The organism is Streptomyces sp. NPDC020747 (assembly GCF_044334695.1).
Lineage (GTDB): Bacteria > Actinomycetota > Actinomycetes > Streptomycetales > Streptomycetaceae > Streptomyces.
Window position 1 is genome coordinate 761,102 of the sequence record NZ_JBIRTJ010000003.1, and the last position, 18,264, is coordinate 779,365.

At 70.0% G+C, this 18,264-nt stretch carries 18 protein-coding genes; 8 read left to right on the top strand and 10 right to left on the bottom strand.

The window, feature by feature from the left end; all coding sequences use genetic code 11:
* Positions 1-8 precede the first annotated feature (8 nt).
* Positions 9-1,229, top strand: a complete 1,221-nt coding sequence (locus ACH4YP_RS12545; RefSeq protein WP_398490494.1) for a cytochrome P450 — start codon at positions 9-11, stop codon at positions 1,227-1,229.
* A gap of 87 nt (positions 1,230-1,316) precedes the next feature.
* Here ACH4YP_RS12545 and ACH4YP_RS12550 read toward each other — a convergent pair whose 3' ends face one another.
* Together ACH4YP_RS12550 and ACH4YP_RS12555 are read right to left on the bottom strand one after the other, a co-directional pair.
* Entirely contained in the window at positions 1,317-2,954 is a 1,638-nt protein-coding gene (locus ACH4YP_RS12550; protein WP_398490495.1) for an ABC transporter permease, read from the bottom strand.
* Positions 2,951-3,859 carry an ATP-binding cassette domain-containing protein gene (locus ACH4YP_RS12555; RefSeq protein ID WP_398490496.1) on the bottom strand — a complete coding sequence of 303 codons (909 nt, stop codon included), beginning with the start codon at positions 3,857-3,859 and terminating at the stop codon, positions 2,951-2,953. Before ACH4YP_RS12555 ends, ACH4YP_RS12550 begins: the two co-directional genes overlap by 4 nt.
* A gap of 104 nt (positions 3,860-3,963) precedes the next feature.
* On the opposite strand from ACH4YP_RS12555, the gene ACH4YP_RS12560 reads away from it, so the two are divergent.
* On the top strand, positions 3,964-4,461 hold the full coding sequence (locus ACH4YP_RS12560) for a MarR family transcriptional regulator (protein WP_361070932.1): 498 nt from the start codon (positions 3,964-3,966) through the stop codon (positions 4,459-4,461).
* Positions 4,462-4,564: 103 nt separating this feature from the next.
* On the opposite strand, the gene ACH4YP_RS12565 is transcribed toward ACH4YP_RS12560, so the two are convergent.
* A complete protein-coding gene (locus ACH4YP_RS12565) occupies positions 4,565-6,094 on the bottom strand; it encodes an APC family permease (protein ID WP_361070935.1) in 1,530 nt (509 codons plus the stop codon).
* Positions 6,095-6,381: 287 nt separating this feature from the next.
* Here ACH4YP_RS12565 and ACH4YP_RS12570 point away from each other — a divergent pair, with 287 nt between their 5' ends.
* Together ACH4YP_RS12570 and eutC are read left to right on the top strand one after the other, a co-directional pair.
* On the top strand, positions 6,382-7,776 hold the full coding sequence (locus tag ACH4YP_RS12570) for an ethanolamine ammonia-lyase subunit EutB (RefSeq protein WP_398490497.1): 1,395 nt from the start codon (positions 6,382-6,384) through the stop codon (positions 7,774-7,776).
* Between the two features lie 35 nt (positions 7,777-7,811).
* Positions 7,812-8,600, top strand: a complete 789-nt coding sequence (eutC, locus tag ACH4YP_RS12575) for an ethanolamine ammonia-lyase subunit EutC (RefSeq protein WP_398490557.1) — start codon at positions 7,812-7,814, stop codon at positions 8,598-8,600.
* Positions 8,601-8,779: 179 nt separating this feature from the next.
* Here the strand turns inward: eutC and ACH4YP_RS12580 are convergent, their stop codons facing one another.
* A complete protein-coding gene (locus ACH4YP_RS12580) occupies positions 8,780-9,841 on the bottom strand; it encodes a diacylglycerol kinase (protein WP_398490498.1) in 1,062 nt (353 codons plus the stop codon).
* A 199-nt stretch (positions 9,842-10,040) separates the two neighbouring features.
* Here ACH4YP_RS12580 and ACH4YP_RS12585 point away from each other — a divergent pair, with 199 nt between their 5' ends.
* Positions 10,041-11,324 (top strand): adenylosuccinate synthase, encoded by a 1,284-nt coding sequence (locus ACH4YP_RS12585; protein WP_361071692.1) that lies wholly within the window; start codon positions 10,041-10,043, stop codon positions 11,322-11,324.
* A gap of 92 nt (positions 11,325-11,416) precedes the next feature.
* On the opposite strand, the gene ACH4YP_RS12590 is transcribed toward ACH4YP_RS12585, so the two are convergent.
* The 3 genes from ACH4YP_RS12590 to ACH4YP_RS12600 all read right to left on the bottom strand — a co-directional run bounded on the left by ACH4YP_RS12590 (position 11,417) and on the right by ACH4YP_RS12600 (position 13,637).
* Positions 11,417-12,229 carry a hypothetical protein gene (locus tag ACH4YP_RS12590; RefSeq protein WP_398490499.1) on the bottom strand — a complete coding sequence of 271 codons (813 nt, stop codon included), beginning with the start codon at positions 12,227-12,229 and terminating at the stop codon, positions 11,417-11,419.
* 326 nt (positions 12,230-12,555) lie between these two features.
* Positions 12,556-12,804, bottom strand: coding sequence for a DUF397 domain-containing protein (locus tag ACH4YP_RS12595; protein WP_398490500.1), 249 nt, complete (start codon positions 12,802-12,804; stop codon positions 12,556-12,558).
* A complete protein-coding gene (locus tag ACH4YP_RS12600) occupies positions 12,801-13,637 on the bottom strand; it encodes a DUF5753 domain-containing protein (RefSeq protein ID WP_398490501.1) in 837 nt (278 codons plus the stop codon). The genes ACH4YP_RS12595 and ACH4YP_RS12600 overlap by 4 nt, the downstream gene beginning before the upstream one ends.
* 123 nt (positions 13,638-13,760) lie before the next feature.
* On the opposite strand from ACH4YP_RS12600, the gene ACH4YP_RS12605 reads away from it, so the two are divergent.
* The 3 genes from ACH4YP_RS12605 (at position 13,761) to ACH4YP_RS12615 (ending at position 15,113) form a co-directional block, all read left to right on the top strand.
* On the top strand, positions 13,761-14,201 hold the full coding sequence (locus tag ACH4YP_RS12605) for a hypothetical protein (RefSeq protein ID WP_398490502.1): 441 nt from the start codon (positions 13,761-13,763) through the stop codon (positions 14,199-14,201).
* Between the two features lie 56 nt (positions 14,202-14,257).
* On the top strand, positions 14,258-14,548 hold the full coding sequence (locus ACH4YP_RS12610) for a hypothetical protein (RefSeq protein ID WP_143640208.1): 291 nt from the start codon (positions 14,258-14,260) through the stop codon (positions 14,546-14,548).
* Positions 14,549-14,672: 124 nt separating this feature from the next.
* On the top strand, positions 14,673-15,113 hold the full coding sequence (locus ACH4YP_RS12615; RefSeq protein WP_398490503.1) for a hypothetical protein: 441 nt from the start codon (positions 14,673-14,675) through the stop codon (positions 15,111-15,113).
* Positions 15,114-15,159: 46 nt separating this feature from the next.
* On the opposite strand, the gene ACH4YP_RS12620 is transcribed toward ACH4YP_RS12615, so the two are convergent.
* From ACH4YP_RS12620 to ACH4YP_RS12630, 3 genes are all read right to left on the bottom strand, one after another.
* A complete protein-coding gene (locus ACH4YP_RS12620) occupies positions 15,160-15,810 on the bottom strand; it encodes a hypothetical protein (RefSeq protein WP_361071671.1) in 651 nt (216 codons plus the stop codon).
* 193 nt (positions 15,811-16,003) lie between these two features.
* Positions 16,004-16,741 carry a GntR family transcriptional regulator gene (locus ACH4YP_RS12625; RefSeq protein WP_398490504.1) on the bottom strand — a complete coding sequence of 246 codons (738 nt, stop codon included), beginning with the start codon at positions 16,739-16,741 and terminating at the stop codon, positions 16,004-16,006.
* Between the two features lie 101 nt (positions 16,742-16,842).
* Positions 16,843-18,198, bottom strand: coding sequence for an aspartate aminotransferase family protein (locus ACH4YP_RS12630; RefSeq protein WP_398490505.1), 1,356 nt, complete (start codon positions 18,196-18,198; stop codon positions 16,843-16,845).
* Positions 18,199-18,264 lie beyond the last annotated feature (66 nt).

Genomic DNA, 18,264 nt, shown 5'->3' on the forward strand with positions numbered 1-18,264 from the left:
GTCCGTTCATGGCAGCTACCAGACCTTCGTCGGCGTTCGACCCCTGGGACCAGGACTTCCTGGCCGATCCGTACCCCGCGTACGCGGACCTCCGTGCCCAGGGCCGGGTCCACTACTACGAGCCCACCAACCAGTGGCTGGTCCCGCACCACGCGGACGTGTCGGCGCTGCTCAGGGACCGGCGCCTGGGCCGGACGTACCAGCACCGGTTCACGCACGAGGACTTCGGGCGTACGGCACCGCCGGCCGAGCACGAGCCGTTCCATGTGCTGAACGACCACGGGATGCTCGACCTTGAGCCCCCGGACCACACGCGGATCCGGCGGCTGGTGTCGAAGGCGTTCACCCCGCGGACGGTGGAGCGGCTGCGGCCGTACGTGGACCGGCTGGCGTCCGAACTGGTCGGCGAGCTGGTCGCGGCCGGCGGCGGTGACCTGCTGACGGTCGTCGCCGAACCACTGCCGGTGGCGGTCATCGCGGAGATGCTGGGGATCCCGGAGTCCGAACGGGCGCAGTTGCGGCCCTGGTCGGCGGACATCTGCGGGATGTACGAGCTGAGTCCGTCGCAGGAGACGGCGGAGAAGGCGGTGCGGGCGTCGGTCGAGTTCACCGAGTTCCTGCGGGAGCTGATCGAGGTCCGGCGCAAGGAGCCGGGGGACGACCTGGTCTCGGGGCTGATCGCGGCGTACGACGAGGGGGACCGGCTCAGTGAGCAGGAGATGATCTCGACGTGCGTGCTCCTGCTGAACGCGGGCCACGAGGCGACGGTGAACGCCACGGTGAACGGGTGGTGGGCGCTGTTCCGGAACCCCGGTCAACTGGCGGCGCTCCGGGCGGACCGGGGGCTGGTGGGTACGGCGGTGGAGGAGCTGATGCGGTACGACACGCCGTTGCAGCTGTTCGAGCGGTGGGTGCTCGACGAGATCGAGGTGGACGGGACGGTGATTCCCCGGGGGAGCGAGGTTGCGTTGCTGTTCGGCTCCGCCAACCATGACCCGGCGGTGTTCGCCGAGCCGGAGGCGCTGGATCTGTCCCGGCCGGAGAATCCGCACATCTCCTTCAGCGCGGGGATCCACTACTGCATCGGGGCGCCGCTCGCCCGGATCGAACTGGCCGCGTCCATGGGGGCGTTGCTGGACCAGGCTCCCGCGCTCAGGCTCGCCACCGAGCCCGAGCGGAAGCCGAACTTCGTGATCCGGGGGTTGGAGGGGCTGCTTGTCGAGGTGTGACGGATGGGGACGGTCGGTCCGGTGGTGACGTGCGGGTGGGGGCTGGTCGCGCAGTTCCCCGCGCCGCTGGAAGACGGGCGCTCCCCGTCAGCCGGTAGTCAGGTCCCTGCGCCTCAGCGCACCCAGCCCCACCCCCACCAGCGCAATCGCGATCCCCGTGAGCACCAGCATCGGTGTCCAGGCCATCTCCCCGCCCGGCAGCTTCGGGAGGTGGCCGAAGGGGGAGAGGTCCAGGAGCGTGTCCGGGAGGTCCAGGGCCGGGCCGATCCAGCCCAGGAGGAGGACCGCGCCGGCGGCGCCCCACGCACCCGGCGCCACCGTCGGAGACACCCCGTGGAGAAGGACGGCCAGGCCGCCGATGGTCCAGATCGCGGGGAGTTGGACCAGGCAGGCGCCCAGGACGGAGGGGAGGTTCTGGCCGTAGCCGAGGGCGAGACCCAGGCCGCCGACCAGCATGATCAGGGTCGCCCCGCCGAAGGCGATCAGCAGGTGGCCGGACGCCCAGCGCAACCGCCCTACGGCGTTGGCGAGGATCGGCTCGGCACGCTGGGAGGTCTCCTCGGCGTGCAGCCGCAGTACGGACTGGACGACGTACAGCGCGGCGACCATCCCGAGCATGCCGACCATCGTGGCGAGGAACGCGTCCGTGATCCCGGACTGGCCGCCCATGCGCTCGATGATCTCGCGGGTCCGTTCGTTGTCGCCGACCAGATCCGTGGCGCCCGTGGTGATCCCGCCGAAGGCGACACCGGCGGCGAGGAAGCCCAGGCTCCAGCCGAGCACGCTGCCGCGCTGCAGCCGCCAGGCCAGTGCCCAGGCCGTACCGAGGCGGCCGGAGGCGGGGCCGGGCCTGGTCGGCAGGAAGCTCATGCCGACGTCACGGCGGCCGGTCAGGTCGTACGCGATCAGGCCCTGGAGTGCCACGGCGGCGACGAAGAGGAGCAGCACCCACCACCGTTCGTCGGCGAAGGACCGCAGGTTCTCCAGCCAGCCGACGGGGGACAGCCAGGTCAGTACCGACGAGCCGTCGCTCACCGACGAGTCGCCGGCCGCACGCAGTACGAACGCCGCGCCCAGCAGGCCGCCCGTCAGGCCCTTCGCGAGCCTGGCGCTCTCCGTGAGCTGGGCGACGATCGCCGCCATCGTCGCGAAGACCATGCCGACCCCGGCCGTGCCGAGTCCGAGCGCCAGCGCGCCCGAGGAGCCCTGTCCCGCGAGGCCGCCCGTGATGATCAGCGCGAGGGCCGAGTTCGCGACGAGGGCGGCGAGGAGTGCGGCGGTCAGCGGCGCGCGACGGCCCACCATGCCCGCCGAGACCATCTCCTGGCGGCCGCTCTCCTCCTCGTCCCGGGTGTGCCGCACGACGACGAGCAGGCTCATGATCCCGGCGAACACGCCCGCGTACGTTCCGATGCGCCACGCCACGAGGCCGCCGAGGGAGTCGCCGAACACCGGCCCGTACATGGCGCGCAGGGAGCTGTTGGTCAGCATCTGGCGGGCCACGTCGGCGCGTTCGGCGGCCGTGGAGTAGACGCTCTCCAGCGAGCCGGGCATGGAGACCACCATCAGGGCGATCACCGCGACCCACAGCGGGACCATCACCCGGTCGCGGCGCAGCGCGAGCCTCAACAGCGTCCAGGTACCGGCCAGTTGACGTGCCCCACCCGTTCGTACGCCGAACCTCGTACCCGAAGTGCCCGAAGTACCCGAAGCCACGGCGGTCATCGCGACACCGCCTCCGCCCGTGCGTCCTCCTGGTAGTGCCGCAGGAACAGCTCCTCCAGGGTCGGTGGCGTCGAGGTCAGGGACCGTACGCCCGACTCGGTGAGTGAGCGCAGTACGGCGTTCAGCTTGTCGCTCTCCACCTGGAGTTTGACCCTGCTGCCCTGGACGTCGAGGTCATGGACGCCGGGCAGGGCAGCCAATCCGTTGGGCGGGCCCGCGAGTTCGGCGGTGACGCTGGTGCGGGTCAGATGGCGCAGCTGGGTGAGCGAACCGCTCTCCACGGTCCGGCCCTTGCGGATGATGCTGACGCGGTCGCACAGCTCCTCCACCTCGCTGAGGATGTGCGAGGAGAGCAGGATGGTGCGGCCCCGGTCGCGTTCGGCCTCGACGCAGGACTGGAAGACCTCCTCCATGAGCGGGTCGAGGCCCGACGTCGGCTCGTCCAGGATCAGCAGGTCCACGTCCGAGGCGAAGGCGGCGACGAGGGCGACCTTCTGCCGGTTGCCCTTGGAGTACGTGCGCCCCTTTTTGGTCGGGTCGAGTTCGAACCGCTCGATCAGGTCCGCCCGGCGTGCCTTGTCGAGGCCGCCGCGCAGCCGCCCGTACAGGTCGATGACCTCGCCGCCGGAGAGGTTGCGCCACAGCGTCACGTCGCCGGGGACGTACGCGATCCGGCGGTGCAGTTCGACGGCGTCGGTCCACGGGTCCCCGCCCAGCAGCTGGGCGGCGCCGGAGTCGGCGCGCAGGAGGCCCAGCAGGACGCGGATGGTGGTGGACTTCCCGGCGCCGTTCGGGCCGAGGAAGCCGTGGACCTCGCCGGTCTCGACTTCGAGGTCGAGACCGTCCAGGGCGTGCGTGCTGCCGAACGACTTGTGCAGTCCGGAGACGGTGATTGCCTTCGTCATGGTTCAGAACGTACGCTTCTTTCAGAAATTTGTGAAGTTAAGGAAGCGTAAAAAGGGCCGATACACTCGGGGGTCGGTGCGCGAGCAGGGGAGATGATCGAACGATGGCGGAGCCGAGTGCGGTGGGGCGGGACCCGGAGGCGGTGTCGAAGTTCGTCGAGGGCTTCGCTGCGCAGCTCGTCGAGGCCGGTATGCAGCGGATGGCCGCCCGGGTCTTCGCCGCGCTGCTCGCGTCCGACTCCGGCGCCATGACCTCGGCCGAACTGGGCGAACAGCTCCAGGTCAGCCCCGCCGCGGTCTCCGGCGCGGTGCGCTATCTCGCCCAGGTCCACATGGTGTCGCGGGAGCGCGAACCCGGCTCGCGGCGCGAGCGGTACCGGGTGCACAGCGACCAGTGGTACGAGGCGCTGACCAGCCGTGACGCCGTACTCAAGCGTTGGGAGCACACCCTGCGCGAGGGCGTCGACAGCCTCGGGACGACGACCCCCGGCGGACAGCGGATCGCCGAGACGCTGGCCTTCTTCGAGTATCTGCAGGGCGAGCTCGGCCAGCTGATGGAGCGGTGGCGGGAACACCGGGACAAGACGTTCGACCAGGGCTGACGTACGGCACCCGGCCGAAGGCCCACCGCGAACATCACCACGAACGGCGCCGCGAACACCACCGCGAACGGCGCCCCGAACACCACCGCCAACTCCCTTGCGGCTACCGCTCCTTCGTCTCCTCCAGGACCGTCCTGCCCAGCAGCGCGTACCCCTCCGGACGCCGCCTCTTCAGGTACTGGGCGTACGCCGCCCCGCCCACGCCGATCAGCGCGACGATCCACGGTGTGGCCTTCAGGACGATCGAGCCGGACTCGGGTCCTGCCGCGACACCCATGTTGGAGACCAGCAGGACCACCACCGCGAGCATCGCGAGGCCGCCGACGAGCGGGGCGGTGAAGGTCCTGAACCAGTGCCGGGACTCGGGGTGGTTCTTGCGGAAGTACGCCAGCACAGCGAAGGAGCACACGGCCTGCACCACCAGGATGGCCATCGTGCCGAGGATGGCGAGCAGGACGTACGTACCGGTGTATGGGTCCTTGCCGGCCGCCCAGAACGCCGCGAGCAGCACCGCGCTGACGATCGTCTGGACGAGGCCCGCGACGTGCGGGGAGCCGTGCTCGGGGTGGGTGCGACCGATGGTGCGCTGCAGTGACGGCAGCACCCCTTCGCGGCCGAGGGCGTAGAGATAGCGGGCGGCGCAGTTGTGGAAGGCCATGCCGCAGGCCAGCGAGCCGGTGATCATCAGCCACTGCATGACGATGACGGCCCAGTGGCCTACGTACTGCTCGGTGGGGTTGAAGAAGAGGGCGAGCGGGTTGGAGGACGAGGCCGCCTCGACGGCCGCCGCCTCGCCGTTGCCCGTGATGGCCATCCAGGACACGAAGACGTAGAAGACACCGACGCCGAGCACCGAGATCATCGTGGCCTTGGGGATGATCTTCTTCGGGTCGCGGGACTCCTCGCCGTACATGGCCGTCGACTCGAAGCCGACCCACGACCAGAAGGCGAAGAAGAGTCCGAGACCGGCCGATGTCCCCTGGAAGGCGTTGACCGGGTTGACCGGGCCGAACGTGAAGCCGTCCGGGCCGCCGCCGTGCAGGGCGACGGAGATCGCCATCGCCGCGAGGATGGTGACCTCGGTGGCCAGCAGCACCACGAGCAGCTTCTCGGCGACCGACACTCCGAACCACGTGCCCATAGCGTTGATCGCGAGCATCAGGATCGCGAACGCCCACCACGGGACGTCCACCCCCGTCTGGTCGTGCAGCGTCGTCGTGGCGAAGGTCGAGAAGATGCCGATCAGGGCCGGCTCGAAGACGACGTACGCGAAGGTCGCGAGGAGCCCGGAGGCCAGGCCGACGGTCCGGCCGAGGCCGAACGAGATGAAGCCGTAGAAGGCGCCCGTGGACGTGATGTGCTTCGCCATCGAGGTGAAGCCGACCGCAAAGATCGCCAGGACGACCATTGCGACGAGATAGCTCGCGGGGGCTCCGATGCCGTTTCCGGAGGAGACCATGAAGGGCACGTTGCCCGTCATCGCGGTGATCGGCGCGGCCGTGGCGACGGCCATGAAGACCACGCCCAGCAGGCCGATCGCGTTCGGCTTGAGCCGGTGGACGGTGGCGTCGGTGGTGTCCTCGCCCGCCGTGCCCGCCGCCGCCTCGGGGGCTGCGCCCTCCTGTACCGCCATCGGGTGGCCCCTCTCCATCGTTGCTCGCGGTCGCCCGCTCGTCTTCGCGCTCGTCTTGGCGCTCGTGTTCGCGTTCGTGTCCGCACTCGTGTCCGAGCTCGTGTCCGCACTCGTCCTCGGTCGACCGGAATGCTGCACGGAAAATGAGTCGTGTCCCCGGTCCGGGCGTTAAATGTTTGTCAACCAGACCTTTAGAACTCCTGTGGATCGCCCCGACAGCGAACGTCTGCGTTAACTCTCCGTCCGGCCATGGACCGCCGGTGCCCACGCTTCGTACCGTCCCCGGCATGAGCACGTACACCTCCACCCTCGGCGGCCGCACCCACCGCTTCGACGGCCTCGCCCGGCTGCTCGCCGCCGCGAGCCCCGAACGCTCCGGCGACCGCCTCGCCGGGCTCGCCGCCGAGTCGGCGCAGGCGCGGGTCGCGGCCCGCTGGGCGCTGGCGGACGTGCCGCTCGCACGGTTCCTCGCCGAGCCCGTGATCCCGTACGAGGACGACGACGTCACCCGGCTCATCGTGGACACCCATGACGCGGTGGCCTTCGCGCCGGTCGCCGGTCTCACGGTCGGGGAGTTCCGGGAGTGGCTGCTCTCGGACGCGGCGGACGCGAGTGCCCTGACCGCGCTGGCCCCCGGCCTGACGCCCGAGATGACGGCGGCAGTCTCCAAGCTCATGGGCAACGCGGACCTGGTCGCGGTCGCCCGCAAGGTCCGGGTCGTCACGGCGTTCCGCTCGACGATCGGCCTGCCCGGCCGGCTCGCGACCCGCCTCCAGCCCAACCACCCCACCGACGACCCGGCGGGCGTCGCCGCGGCGCTCCTCGACGGGCTCCTCCTCGGCTCCGGCGACGCGGTCATCGGCATCAACCCGGCGACGGACAGCCCCAGGGCCGTACGGGACCTGCTGGAACTCCTCGACGACGTGATCCGCCGGTACGCGATCCCCACCCAGTCCTGCGTGCTCAGCCACGTCACGACGAGCATCGACCTGATGGCCGCCGGGGCACCGGTCGACCTCGTCTTCCAGTCCATCGCCGGTACGCAGGCCGCGAACGCGTCCTTCGGCGTCACCCTCGGCCTCCTCGACGAGGCGTACGAGGCGGCGCGCGCCCTGGGCCGCGGCACGGTCGGGTCCAACGCCCTGTACTTCGAGACCGGCCAGGGCAGCGCGCTCTCCGCCGACGCGCACCACGGGGTCGACCAGCAGACGGTCGAGGCGCGCGCGTACGCGGTGGCCCGCCGCTACGAGCCTCTGCTGGTCAACACGGTGGTGGGCTTCATCGGCCCGGAGTACCTGTACGACGGCCGCCAGATCCTCCGCGCCGCCCTGGAGGACCACTTCTGCGGCAAGCTGCTCGGCCTGCCCATGGGCCTGGACATCTGCTACACCAACCACGCCGACGCGGACGACGACGACATCGCCACGATGCTGACCATGCTGGGCGTGGCCGGGGCGTCCTTCGTCATCTGCACACCGGGCGGCGACGACATCATGCTCAACTACCAATCCGCCTCCTACCACGACGCGTTGTACCTGCGTGAGGTCCTGGGGCTGCGCCCGGCACCGGAGTTCGAGGCGTGGCTCGACGGGATCGGCCTGCTCGACGAACGAGGCGGAATACGGCCCGTCGCCGACACCGCCCACCCCCTGATGGCCATCGGCAAGGAGCTGGCAGCATGACGGACCGTCAACTGGCGACACTGGTAAGGGCATTGATGGCACCCGAGCCGTTGGAATCCTCGGATGCCGCGCTGTGGACGGGGCTGCGGCGGCACACCCAGGCGCGGATCGGGCTGGGCCGGGCCGGCTCCGCCCTGCCGACGCGCCACCGCCTCGAACTCCAGGCCGCCCACGCGGCGGCGCGGGACGCGGTGCACTCGCCGTTCGACCCGGACGTGGTGGCGTCCGCGCTGCCGGGTGTGCCGACGGTACGGGTCCGGAGCGCGGCTCCCGACCGGCTGACGTACCTCCAGCGGCCCGACCTGGGCCGCAGGCTCGACGACATCGACCGGGCGCACCTGCCGCGTGACACCTGTGGTGCCTGGGACGACTGGGACGTCGTCTTCGTCGTCGCGGACGGGCTGTCGAGCCGGGCCGTCCATGACCACGCGGCGCCGGTGATCCGCGCGACGACGGCACGGCTGCCTGCCGGATGGCGGGTCGCGCCGGTGGTCCTGGCCGAGCAGGCCCGGGTGGCGCTCGGTGACGACGTCGCCCACGCGCTGGGTGCCGCCATGGTCGTCGTCCTCGTCGGCGAACGGCCCGGGATGTCGGCGGCGGACTCCCTGGGCGCGTACCTCACGTACGCGCCCCGCCCCGGCCACACCACGGACGCCGACCGCAACTGTCTCTCCAACATCCGGCCGCCACTGGGCCTGTCCTACGACACGGCTGCCGCCAAGCTGACGTCCCTGATGACCCGAGCGCGGGAGCTGGGCCGCACGGGGGTGTCCTTGAAGGACGACTTGGAGGGTGGGGTGGTGGGGTTGCCGGTGGCGGGGTAGGGCGTTTTTCGCCCCCGCCGCCCCTACCCGTTCCCTTCCCCTGGGGGCTGACGCCCCCAGACCCCCGCTGAACTTCAGCCCCTCCGGCGTTTGAGGAGCGGGGGTTCGGGGGCCGGCCCCCGAAAAGGGACGGGAATGGGTAGGGGCGGCGGGGGCGAAAACCCCTCCCGGCTCCCCCGTCACCCCGGCAACGTCAACCCCCACGCCCCCTCCCGAACCGTCCACGTCCGCGTCCGCACAGGCCCCCCGACCACCGCATCCGCGCGATAGCGGAAGTCCGACCCCGACACGGTGATCGTCCGAGCCACGGCCTCCAGCAGAGCCGCCTCCGCCCCCACCGAAGCGGGCCGCACCTCGACCCGCGCACCCCCGCCCACCCCACCCGGTATGACGGACACGGACTCCAGCGGCTGGTCGAGGTCGACGAGGGTCACCCCGTCGACCTCGATCCGCAACCTCGTCGGCCCGGTCACCGCGGGGGCGGGCACCCGGGCGGGCCGGGCGGCGAGGGTCCGTACGAGGGACTGGCAGGTACGAAGCCAGTGATGGTGATGCCCGCCGCCATCCTCCGAAGCGCTCCCCGAGCCGGAGTCGGACCCGGAACCCGACCCCAGGCCCAAACCGAACCCCAAACCCAGCCGCGAGCCGCCCCCGGACCCGGAACCAGACCCATTGCCAGAGCCAGAGCCAGAGCCAGAGCCAGAGCCAGAGCCAGAACCGGACCCGTTCCCCGAGCCCAAGCCCCCGGCCACCCCACCCGAGTCCACCCCAGCCCCAGTCGCCGCCACCCCCCACCGACCCCCCGCCAAAGGCGGAATCCGCAACGCCCCCAGCACCACCCCGTCACTGTCGTCCACCAGGAGATCGAGCCGCCGCTCGGACCCGTCGAGCACGGCACGGGCCGCCGCGACGGCCCCTATGGGCACGCCCAGCGCCCGCGCGAGCGACAGCGCCCCGCCGCTCACGCCCACCGGCACGAGGGACAGCGCACATCCGGCCAGTTCCCGCCGGCGGTACAAAACGGATACCGCGCGCAAAAGTGCCCGGTCGTCCCCGATCACGACGGGCCGTCGTGATCCTCTCCGGGCAAGTGCCCGATCGAATTCCTCGGGCCCGTCAGGAAGGCACACTTTCGTCGTCGCACCCGCGCTGAGCACGTCTTTTGCGATCCGTACCGCCTCACCGTCACCGTGACGGGCGACCGGGTCGATGACCACAAGGAGCTGGTCGGAAGTCGACACCTCGGTCCTGCCTCGCTTCCTCGGGTAGCATCTTTGTGCAAGAGCCCCTTGCGCTATTGCGCCAGGGGCTTCGTCTATTCCGGGGCATCCGGTCCGACGGTCGCGGCCAAAGGTGGTCGCCGGCGTACGCAGCCGTACCAGAACCAGCCGCGTACGTCCCCGACCTTGGACATGCCCCGCCCGGAAGGGGTGTACGCGCGTGCCCGCACTTGTGCTGCTCGGTGCTCAGTGGGGTGACGAAGGCAAGGGAAAGGCCACCGACCTGCTCGGTGGTTCCGTGGACTATGTGGTGCGCTACCAGGGCGGCAACAACGCCGGCCATACGGTAGTCGTGGGCGATCAGAAGTACGCCCTCCACCTCCTCCCTTCCGGAATCCTCTCGCCGGGGTGTACTCCGGTCATCGGCAACGGAGTCGTCGTCGACCCGTCGGTCCTGTTCTCCGAGCTGAACGGACTGAACGAGCGAGGCGTCGACACCTCCAAACTCCTCATCAGCGGAAACGCGCACATCATCACGCCGTACAACGTGACGGTGGACAAGGTGACGGAACGCTTCCTCGGGAAGCGGAAGATCGGCACGACCGGCCGCGGTATCGGCCCGACGTACGCGGACAAGATCAACCGCGTCGGCATCCGCGTCCAGGACCTGTACGACGAGTCGATCCTGATGCAGAAGGTCGAGGCGGCCCTCGACGGCAAGAACCAGCTCCTCACGAAGGTCTTCAACCGACGCGGCATCGAGTCGGAGCAGGTCGTCGAGGAACTGCTGACGTACGCGGAGAAGCTGCGCCCGTACGTCGCCGACACGGTCCTCGTGCTCAACAAGGCGCTCGAAGACGACAAGGTGGTCCTCTTCGAGGGCGGCCAGGGCACGCTGCTGGACATCGACCACGGCACGTACCCCTTCGTGACGTCCAGCAACCCGACCGCCGGTGGCGCCTGCACCGGCTCGGGTGTCGGCCCCACGAAGATCAGCCGGGTCATCGGCATTCTGAAGGCGTACACGACCCGGGTCGGCGCGGGCCCGTTCCCGACCGAGCTCTTCGACGAGGACGGCGAGGCGCTGCGCCGCATCGGCCACGAGCGCGGTGTCACCACCGGCCGTGACCGTCGCTGCGGCTGGTTCGACGCGGTCATCGCGCGGTACGCGACGCGCGTCAACGGCCTGACGGACTTCTTCCTCACCAAGCTCGACGTCCTGACCGGCTGGGAGGAGATCCCGGTCTGCGTGGCGTACGAGATCGACGGCAAGCGCGTCGAGGAACTCCCGTACTCCCAGACCGACTTCCACCACGCGAAGCCGATCTACGAGACCCTGCCGGGCTGGTCGGAGGACATCACGAAGGCCAAGACCTTCGCGGACCTCCCGAAGAACGCGCAGGACTACGTCAAGGCCCTGGAAGAGATGTCCGGCGCCCCGATCTCCGCGATCGGCGTCGGCCCCGGCCGCGACGAGACGATCGAGATCAACTCGTTCATCTAGTACGGCTCGTTCATCTGGTGCGGACCGAAAGGAGGGGCGCCCCGACAAGCTGTCGGGGCGCCCCTCCTTGTGTTCTCGTCGCGTCGGATGCCCTACGCTTCCGGCGGCGCCGGCCGTGTCCGCGTGCCGGCCGTCAGGGTCGTCAGGACTCGGCGCTTGATCTCGGCGCGTTGCGAGCTGGAGGCGAGTGACCTGGGCAGGAAGCCGTCGTGCTCCTCGTGAGGGCGCAGCTCGGCGCGGATCAAGGCGTACTCGGCCGGGTGCCTTTCGGCAAGGCGATGGCTCGCCGTTGCCTTGGCTTCGGCAAGGGCGATCACGTGCGGGCTTTCGCGCTCCCGTTCGCGTAGCGCCTGGGTGATCTGGCGCGCGTACCGCTTGTACTCCAGGCGCCGCTGCTGGATGGCCGCGAGAAAACGCCGGGCATTGAGAACCCCGGTCGCTTCGTCCTGGGGGAGGGCGTAGAAATCGTCCGGGAGTGTTCCCAGCGCGTGAGGGGTCTGCGCGCGAGCCGGCCCCGCGGTCATGGCCCCCAGTTCCCTCAGGGCGTTCTCCCACCGGCCCAGCATCAGAGGATGGCGCAGCTCCATGGTGCGCTCGTCCTGGTTCTTGGCGTCGTCGGCCGTGGCGAGCCTCACGGCGGCATCGCCGGCGGTGAGCAGCGCGTCGACCTCCAGCGTGCGCGGCGCGGCGATCCGGCCGCGGGCGCAGGCGTACTCGATCTGCTCGTGCACATCGCGGAACGAGGGTTCCTCGGGTGTCTCGTCCAGGCTCAGGCGGGCGCGTTCGTGCCGAAGAAGATCCGCGTACTCGTCCGGGAACGCCGTCCTCAGCCAGACCTGAGCGGTGAGATGGGAGTTCGTTCCGATCTTGCGTTCCGTGCTGTTGTTGAAGTCGTTGCGGCGCAACTTCTTGGCCAGCAGGCTGGCCTCGTTGCCGCGGTGGCGGACCTGGCGCAGAGCAGGGCGTCCTGCCAGTCCAGTCGCCAGTCCGCTTTGCGCAGCAGGCGACGGGTGCGCTGGGGCACGAAGCCGTTGGTGGCGTCCGCGAGGGCCACGGTGACGAGGTTGTCGAAGCTGTCGGTGATCAGCTGTATGAGCCGGTCCTCCGGAACGCGCGATACGTCGGCGACTCGCAGCCTGTCCCCCATGCCCACCCGTCCTTCGGCACGCCCTGACGCTGTCCGGTGCGGCAGCGTAGTGCTCGGGGGGAGCGGGGGTACGGCTTACGCCACCTACGTCACCCGGACTGCTGAGGTGAAGACGGCCCAGGCTTCACCGGAGACGGTGACGTCCGGGCCGCCGGGGTTCTTGGAGTCACGGACGTGGATGGCACGGGGGTGGAGGGCGACTTCGACGCACTGGCCGCCACTGTCGCTGCTGTACGACGACTTGCGCCAGGCGTAAGCGACCTCCAGGCAGTCGCCGCCTCCGCCGTCGCTGTAGCTCGACTTGAACCACAGCATCGTTCCGCTGCCGGTCATCCTGCTTCTCCTGCCAACCGCTCGATGAGGCCGAGCGATTCGTCGGGGCTCAGCGCCTGTGCGCGGATCTTCGCATAGCGATGCGCCAATTGGGACACCTCCGCCGGATCGTTGATCAGGATGCCCTGGTCCTCGATCTCCATGTAGACGACGTGCTCGTGCTCCTGGGTCTCGACGAGCTTCATGGCGCCGCGGTCGCCCGCGTACGTGCCGCGAAGTCCGCGGTCCAAGGGCAGCACTTGTACGCACACATTGTCCCTCCGCGCGTCCTCGGCGAGCGAGCGCAGCTGTCCGCGCAAGGTCTCCCAGCTGCCGAACGGCCGTCGCAGCACGCTCTCTTCGAGGATCAGCTCGATCATCGGAGCCGGGTTCCGCTCGAAGAGTCTCCTGCGGGCCAGCCGCGCTTCGACCAGCTCCTCGCGCTTCTGCTCGGACACCGGCGGATAGCTGCCACCGATCAGCGCTCGCGCGTACTCCTCGGTCTGGAACAGGCCGTCGACGACCAGCGTCATGTACGACGACAGCGTGACCGCCCCTGCCTCCAGCTCCGAGAAACCACGGAACCTGGCCGGGTACTTCTCCAGCAGCATCCACTTGCGTGCCTTGCCGAAGACGCCGAGGCCGCCGCCGATCGACTCCTCCAGCTTGACGAGCATCTGATCGCTCGCGGGCTGGGCGCATGTCTCCATCGCGCTGACCGCCGACGCCGTGTACCCGATCTTCCTGCCCAACTGCTCCTGTGAGAGCTGCTGTTGCTCGCGCAGCCCCTTCGCGAGGGCGGCAACCAGATGTGCCGTACCGCCCGCCTCCGCCTTGTTCTCAGCCCGCGCCATACGGTCACTCCTGGACTCAACCGAACTCAACTGATCTCAACCCGACAGCACCTGCCCCGACCGTGACCGACCGGCGACGCAGAGTCATGGAAAACGCTAGCGGTGCCTGCGAAAACTGTCCCCATGGACACAGAAAGTCACGAACTAAACCTCGACGAACCCCCACTCGCCCCTGATTGGGTCCCCCTCACCGGCCTCCAACTCCGCAGAGCAGGCGTCCAGTTCGACGCCGTGCGCGTCGACGGAATCCGCGGCCGACACCTCGCGGACGCGCTCGCGCGGATGACGGGTGGCAGCCCGGGGCCGGTCGTCGAGGAGGCCAACGCACGCCGGGCCGTGTACTTCCTGGTCCCTGCCGGCAGCACGGCGCACCGCGTCTGGCCCGACGGAGTCACCCGGCTCACCGCGGGCCCGGACCATGTCTCGTACATCCCGGTTCCGGCGCTCGACGGGCGGACCTGGCCGTTGAGTTGGCGGTACCGGCCGGTGGCCCCCGAGCACCTGGTTCACCCGGTGCTCCTGCGTGCCGCGCTCAAGGAGCAAGAGTGGGCGTACCTCACATAGCGGGCATACGCTGAGAGTGCAAACGTGCGTGCGTCGATCAGAAGAAGGTGAGCGCGATGCGCGTCATGCTCAAGGCCACTCTGGACACGGAGAAGTCGAACGAAGCGATCCGCAGCGGGAAGATGCCGGAGCTGATCAAGGAGATCCTGGACCATCTCAAGCCCGAGGCGGCGTACTTCGCACCCCTGGGCGGGCGGCGTACCTGCCTCCTGTTCTTCGACATGAAGGACAGCTCGGAGCTGCCCCCTGTCGGTGAGCCGTTCCTCACCCAGTTCAACGCCGAGGTCGAGGTCTGCCCGATCATGAACGGCGAGGACCTCCAGAAGGGCCTGTCCGAGCTGCGCTGACCCGCCGGGGCCTCCGTGGTACAGCCTGCTGCACCACGGACTCGGGGGACCGCTCCCTCGCGGTGGCGCGAGTGCGACGGAATCGTGGACGGCATCACCAGCCGATCCAGGAAGGGCCGATTCCATGGCCGCGAACCGTCGCCCCGTACGCCGTACCGTCACCGTCGTCACCACCCTGGCAGCCGTCACGCTCGCTGCCGGGCTGCTCACCGGATGCGAGGACGACGACCTCGACAACTCGTTGAGCTGCCTCAGCAACGCCGACACGATCGCCGACAGTCTCAAGGCGATCCACGAGGCCGGTGCGGACGCGGTGAGGGATCACGCGCGGACCGACTCGTCCATCGACACCATCGAGAAGAACCTCGACAAGATCAACGACAGGATGGACGGAGACGGGACGGACGGAGACAGGGCCAACGACGACAAGGTCGGCAAGGCGGTCGACGACCTCGATGACGCCATCAAGGACTACAACAAGGCCATCCAGGACGGCGACACCAGCCCGGACACCGGCCGGATCGACGCCGCCGCCGACGAACTGGCCGACGTCTGCACGTCCTGACACCCGTCATGGCATCCACACCAGCGGGCCCGAACGACAGACGGCGCTAGCTGAAGATGATCATCGAGCCCTGCGCCAGACTCCGTGTCGCCGCCGCGTGCAGCCCCAGCCACACATGTCGTTCGCGGGCGAACGGGCTCGCGTCGAAGGGGGCGGGGGCGGCCGGTTCCTCCAGCTCGGTGGGTGCCATGGGAGGCTGCGGCGCGACGGGCGGCACGGCGGGGTCGATGCCGATCGTCGGGGCCACGAACTCCAGCTCCCGCAGCAGGGCCTGGGACGAGCCCAGGGGGCCCCCGCCCGCGAGGAGTTCGTCGCTGGACAGCGGGTGCGGGAAGTCCACGGGTACGTACGCGCCCGCGTGGTCGTAGTGCCAGACCAGGTGCGACTGCTGGGCCGTCGCGTCGAACATCTCCAGCAACTGCTCGTAGTCGCCGCCCAGTTCGTCGACCGGCTCCACCGCGAGCCCGCACACCTGCAGCAGGTACGCGCGGCGCAGGAAGTGCAGCGCGTCGTAGTCGAAGCCCGCGACCGGGGCCACATCGCCGGAGAGGCCCGGCATGTAGGCGTAGACCGGCACCGGCGGAAGTCCGGCCTCGCCCAGAACCTTGTCGTAGAGCGCGAGTTCCTCGGCGAAGGGGTTGTCGGGGGTGTGGCACAACACGTCGACGAGCGGGACCAGCCACAGGTCACAGGCCAACTGAGAGCTCCTCGCGTAGCACGGTGGTCAAGAAAGCGTAGTCGGTGCAAGCGCGGTCAGCCCCCGCCGTGAACGTCGAATACCCCACACCTGGCGGCCCCACCCCCGCACCCGCCACTTCCGGCCCCGGATCTTCGGCCCGCGCGCAGCCGCAGCCGCGCAGCCGCAGCCTCGTGGCCCCGGCCCCTCGGGCCTAGTCCGCCACCAACTGTTCGATCAGCGCCAGCGAGTGCGCGTCGTACGCCGTCACGATCGTGTGTGCGGCCGGGGCGTCGCGCTCGGTGAGGGCGTCCACCAGGGCCGTGTGCTCGGACCACAGACGGCCGCGCAGGTCGTCGACCCGGCGCAGGTGCTGGACCGCGCACACCCAGGACTGGACGCGCAGCCGGTGCAGGAAGTCCGCGAGGTAGCGGTTGCCGAACAGCCCGCTGAGTTCGCGCCAGAAGCGCAGGTCGTAGCCGATGAGGATGTTGAGGTCACCGGCGGCGGCCGCCCGCTGGGCCTCCTCGCCGCGCCGCCGCACGCCGGCGAGCGCGGCACCGGTGCGCGGGTCGTCGATCCGGGTGGCGAGCGCGACGCGGGCGCCCCGCGTGGTGGTGGCCTCCGCGTCCAGCAGGCCCCGGAAGATGCTGTCCGTGACCAGGCTGCGGGCCTCGATCATGCCCCGGTAGTCGTCCAGCGAGTACTCGTGGACGCGGAAGCCGCGGTGCTGGTCCGCGTCCAGGAGGCCCTGGGCCGACAGGTCGACGAGGGCCTCGCGGACGGGGGTCGCGGAGACGCCGTACTGCTCGGCGATCTCCTTGACCGTGAACTCCTGGCCCGGCTTGAGGCGTCCGGCCAGCACCTCGTCGCGGAGCGCGTCCGCGATCTGCTGCCGCAGGGTGCTGCGGGTGACGGCGCCATTGCCGCTGCCGGTGCCGGTGCGGGGCATCGTCCGGTTCCTTCCCCGATCGGGTAAGTACTCGCTCATGTCTACGAGCCAGTCACCTTACGCGTTCGGGAAAGGGCCATCCGGACCACACCTCTCCCGCGCTACACCGTGTACTCGTCCGCCACCGAGAGCGCCTCGTCGAGCGCGGCCAGACCCTCCTTGGCCTCCGCCTCCGTGATGTTGCACGGGGGAACGACATGGGTGCGGTTCATGTTGATGAAGGGCCACAGACCGTGCGCCTTCGCCGCGGCACCGAACGCCGCCATGGGCGCGTTCGCCGCACCGGACGCGTTGTACGGCACCAGCGGCTCCCGCGTCTCCCTGTCCCGTACGAGTTCCAGGGCCCAGAAGACACCCGTGCCGCGGACCTCGCCGACGCTCGGGTGGCGTTCGGCCAGCTCGCGCAGCCCGGGACCGAGCACGGCCGCGCCGATCCGGGTGGCCTGGCCGAGGACGTCCTCCTCCTCCATCACGCCGAGGGTCGCGACGGCGGCGGCACAGGCGAGGGGGTGCCCGGAGTAGGTGAGCCCGCCCGGGTAGGGGCGCTTCGCGAACGTCTCGGCGACGGCCGGCGAGATCGCGACACCGCCCAGCGGCACGTACCCGGAGTTCACTCCCTTCGCGAACGTCATCAGGTCCGGTACGACCCCGTAGTGGTCCGCGGCGAACCAGTGCCCGGTCCGTCCGAAGCCGGCCATGACCTCGTCCAGGACGAAGACGATCCCGTACTCGTCGCAGAGCGCGCGGACGCCCTCCAGATATCCCGGCGGCGGCATCATGATCCCGGCCGTACCCGGAATCGTCTCCAGGATGATCGCGGCGATGGTCGCCGGTCCCTCGAAGGCGATGGTGTCGGCAAGGTGCTGGAGCGCGCGCTCGCACTCCTGCCGCTCGGTCTCCGCGTGGAAGGGCGAGCGGTACAGGAACGGCGCCCAGAAGTGCACGACCCCGGCCGCCCCGCTGTCGCTCGGCCAGCGGCGCGGGTCACCGGTGAGGTTGATCGCGGCGGCGGTCCCACCGTGGTACGAGCGGTAGGCGGAGAGCACCTTCGGGCGGCCGGTGTGCAACTTGGCCATGCGCGTGGCGTTCTCGACGGCCTCGGCGCCCCCGTTGGTGAAGAAGATCTTGTCCAGATCCCCGGGCGTCCGCTCGGCGATCAGCCGTGCCGCCTCCGACCGGGCCTCGACGGCGAAGGCCGGCGCGAACGTCGTCATGCTCGCGGCCTGCTCCTGGATCGCGGCGACGACCTTCGGGTGCTGGTAGCCGATGTTGGTGAAGACGAGCCCGCTGGAGAAGTCCAGATACCGCCTGCCGTCGTAGTCCCAGAAGTACGCCCCCTCCGCCCCGGCGACGGCGAGCGGGTCGATGAGCTCCTGCGCCGACCAGGAGTGGAACACATGCGCACGGTCCGCGGCCTTCACGGCGGCGCCGGCCTGGGGATTGGGCTGAGGGGTCATGCGGCCGAGAGTAGGTCCGCGGTGCGGGGGCGCGACATCGGCGTCCTGTCTGCGGTGCGGCCGGGA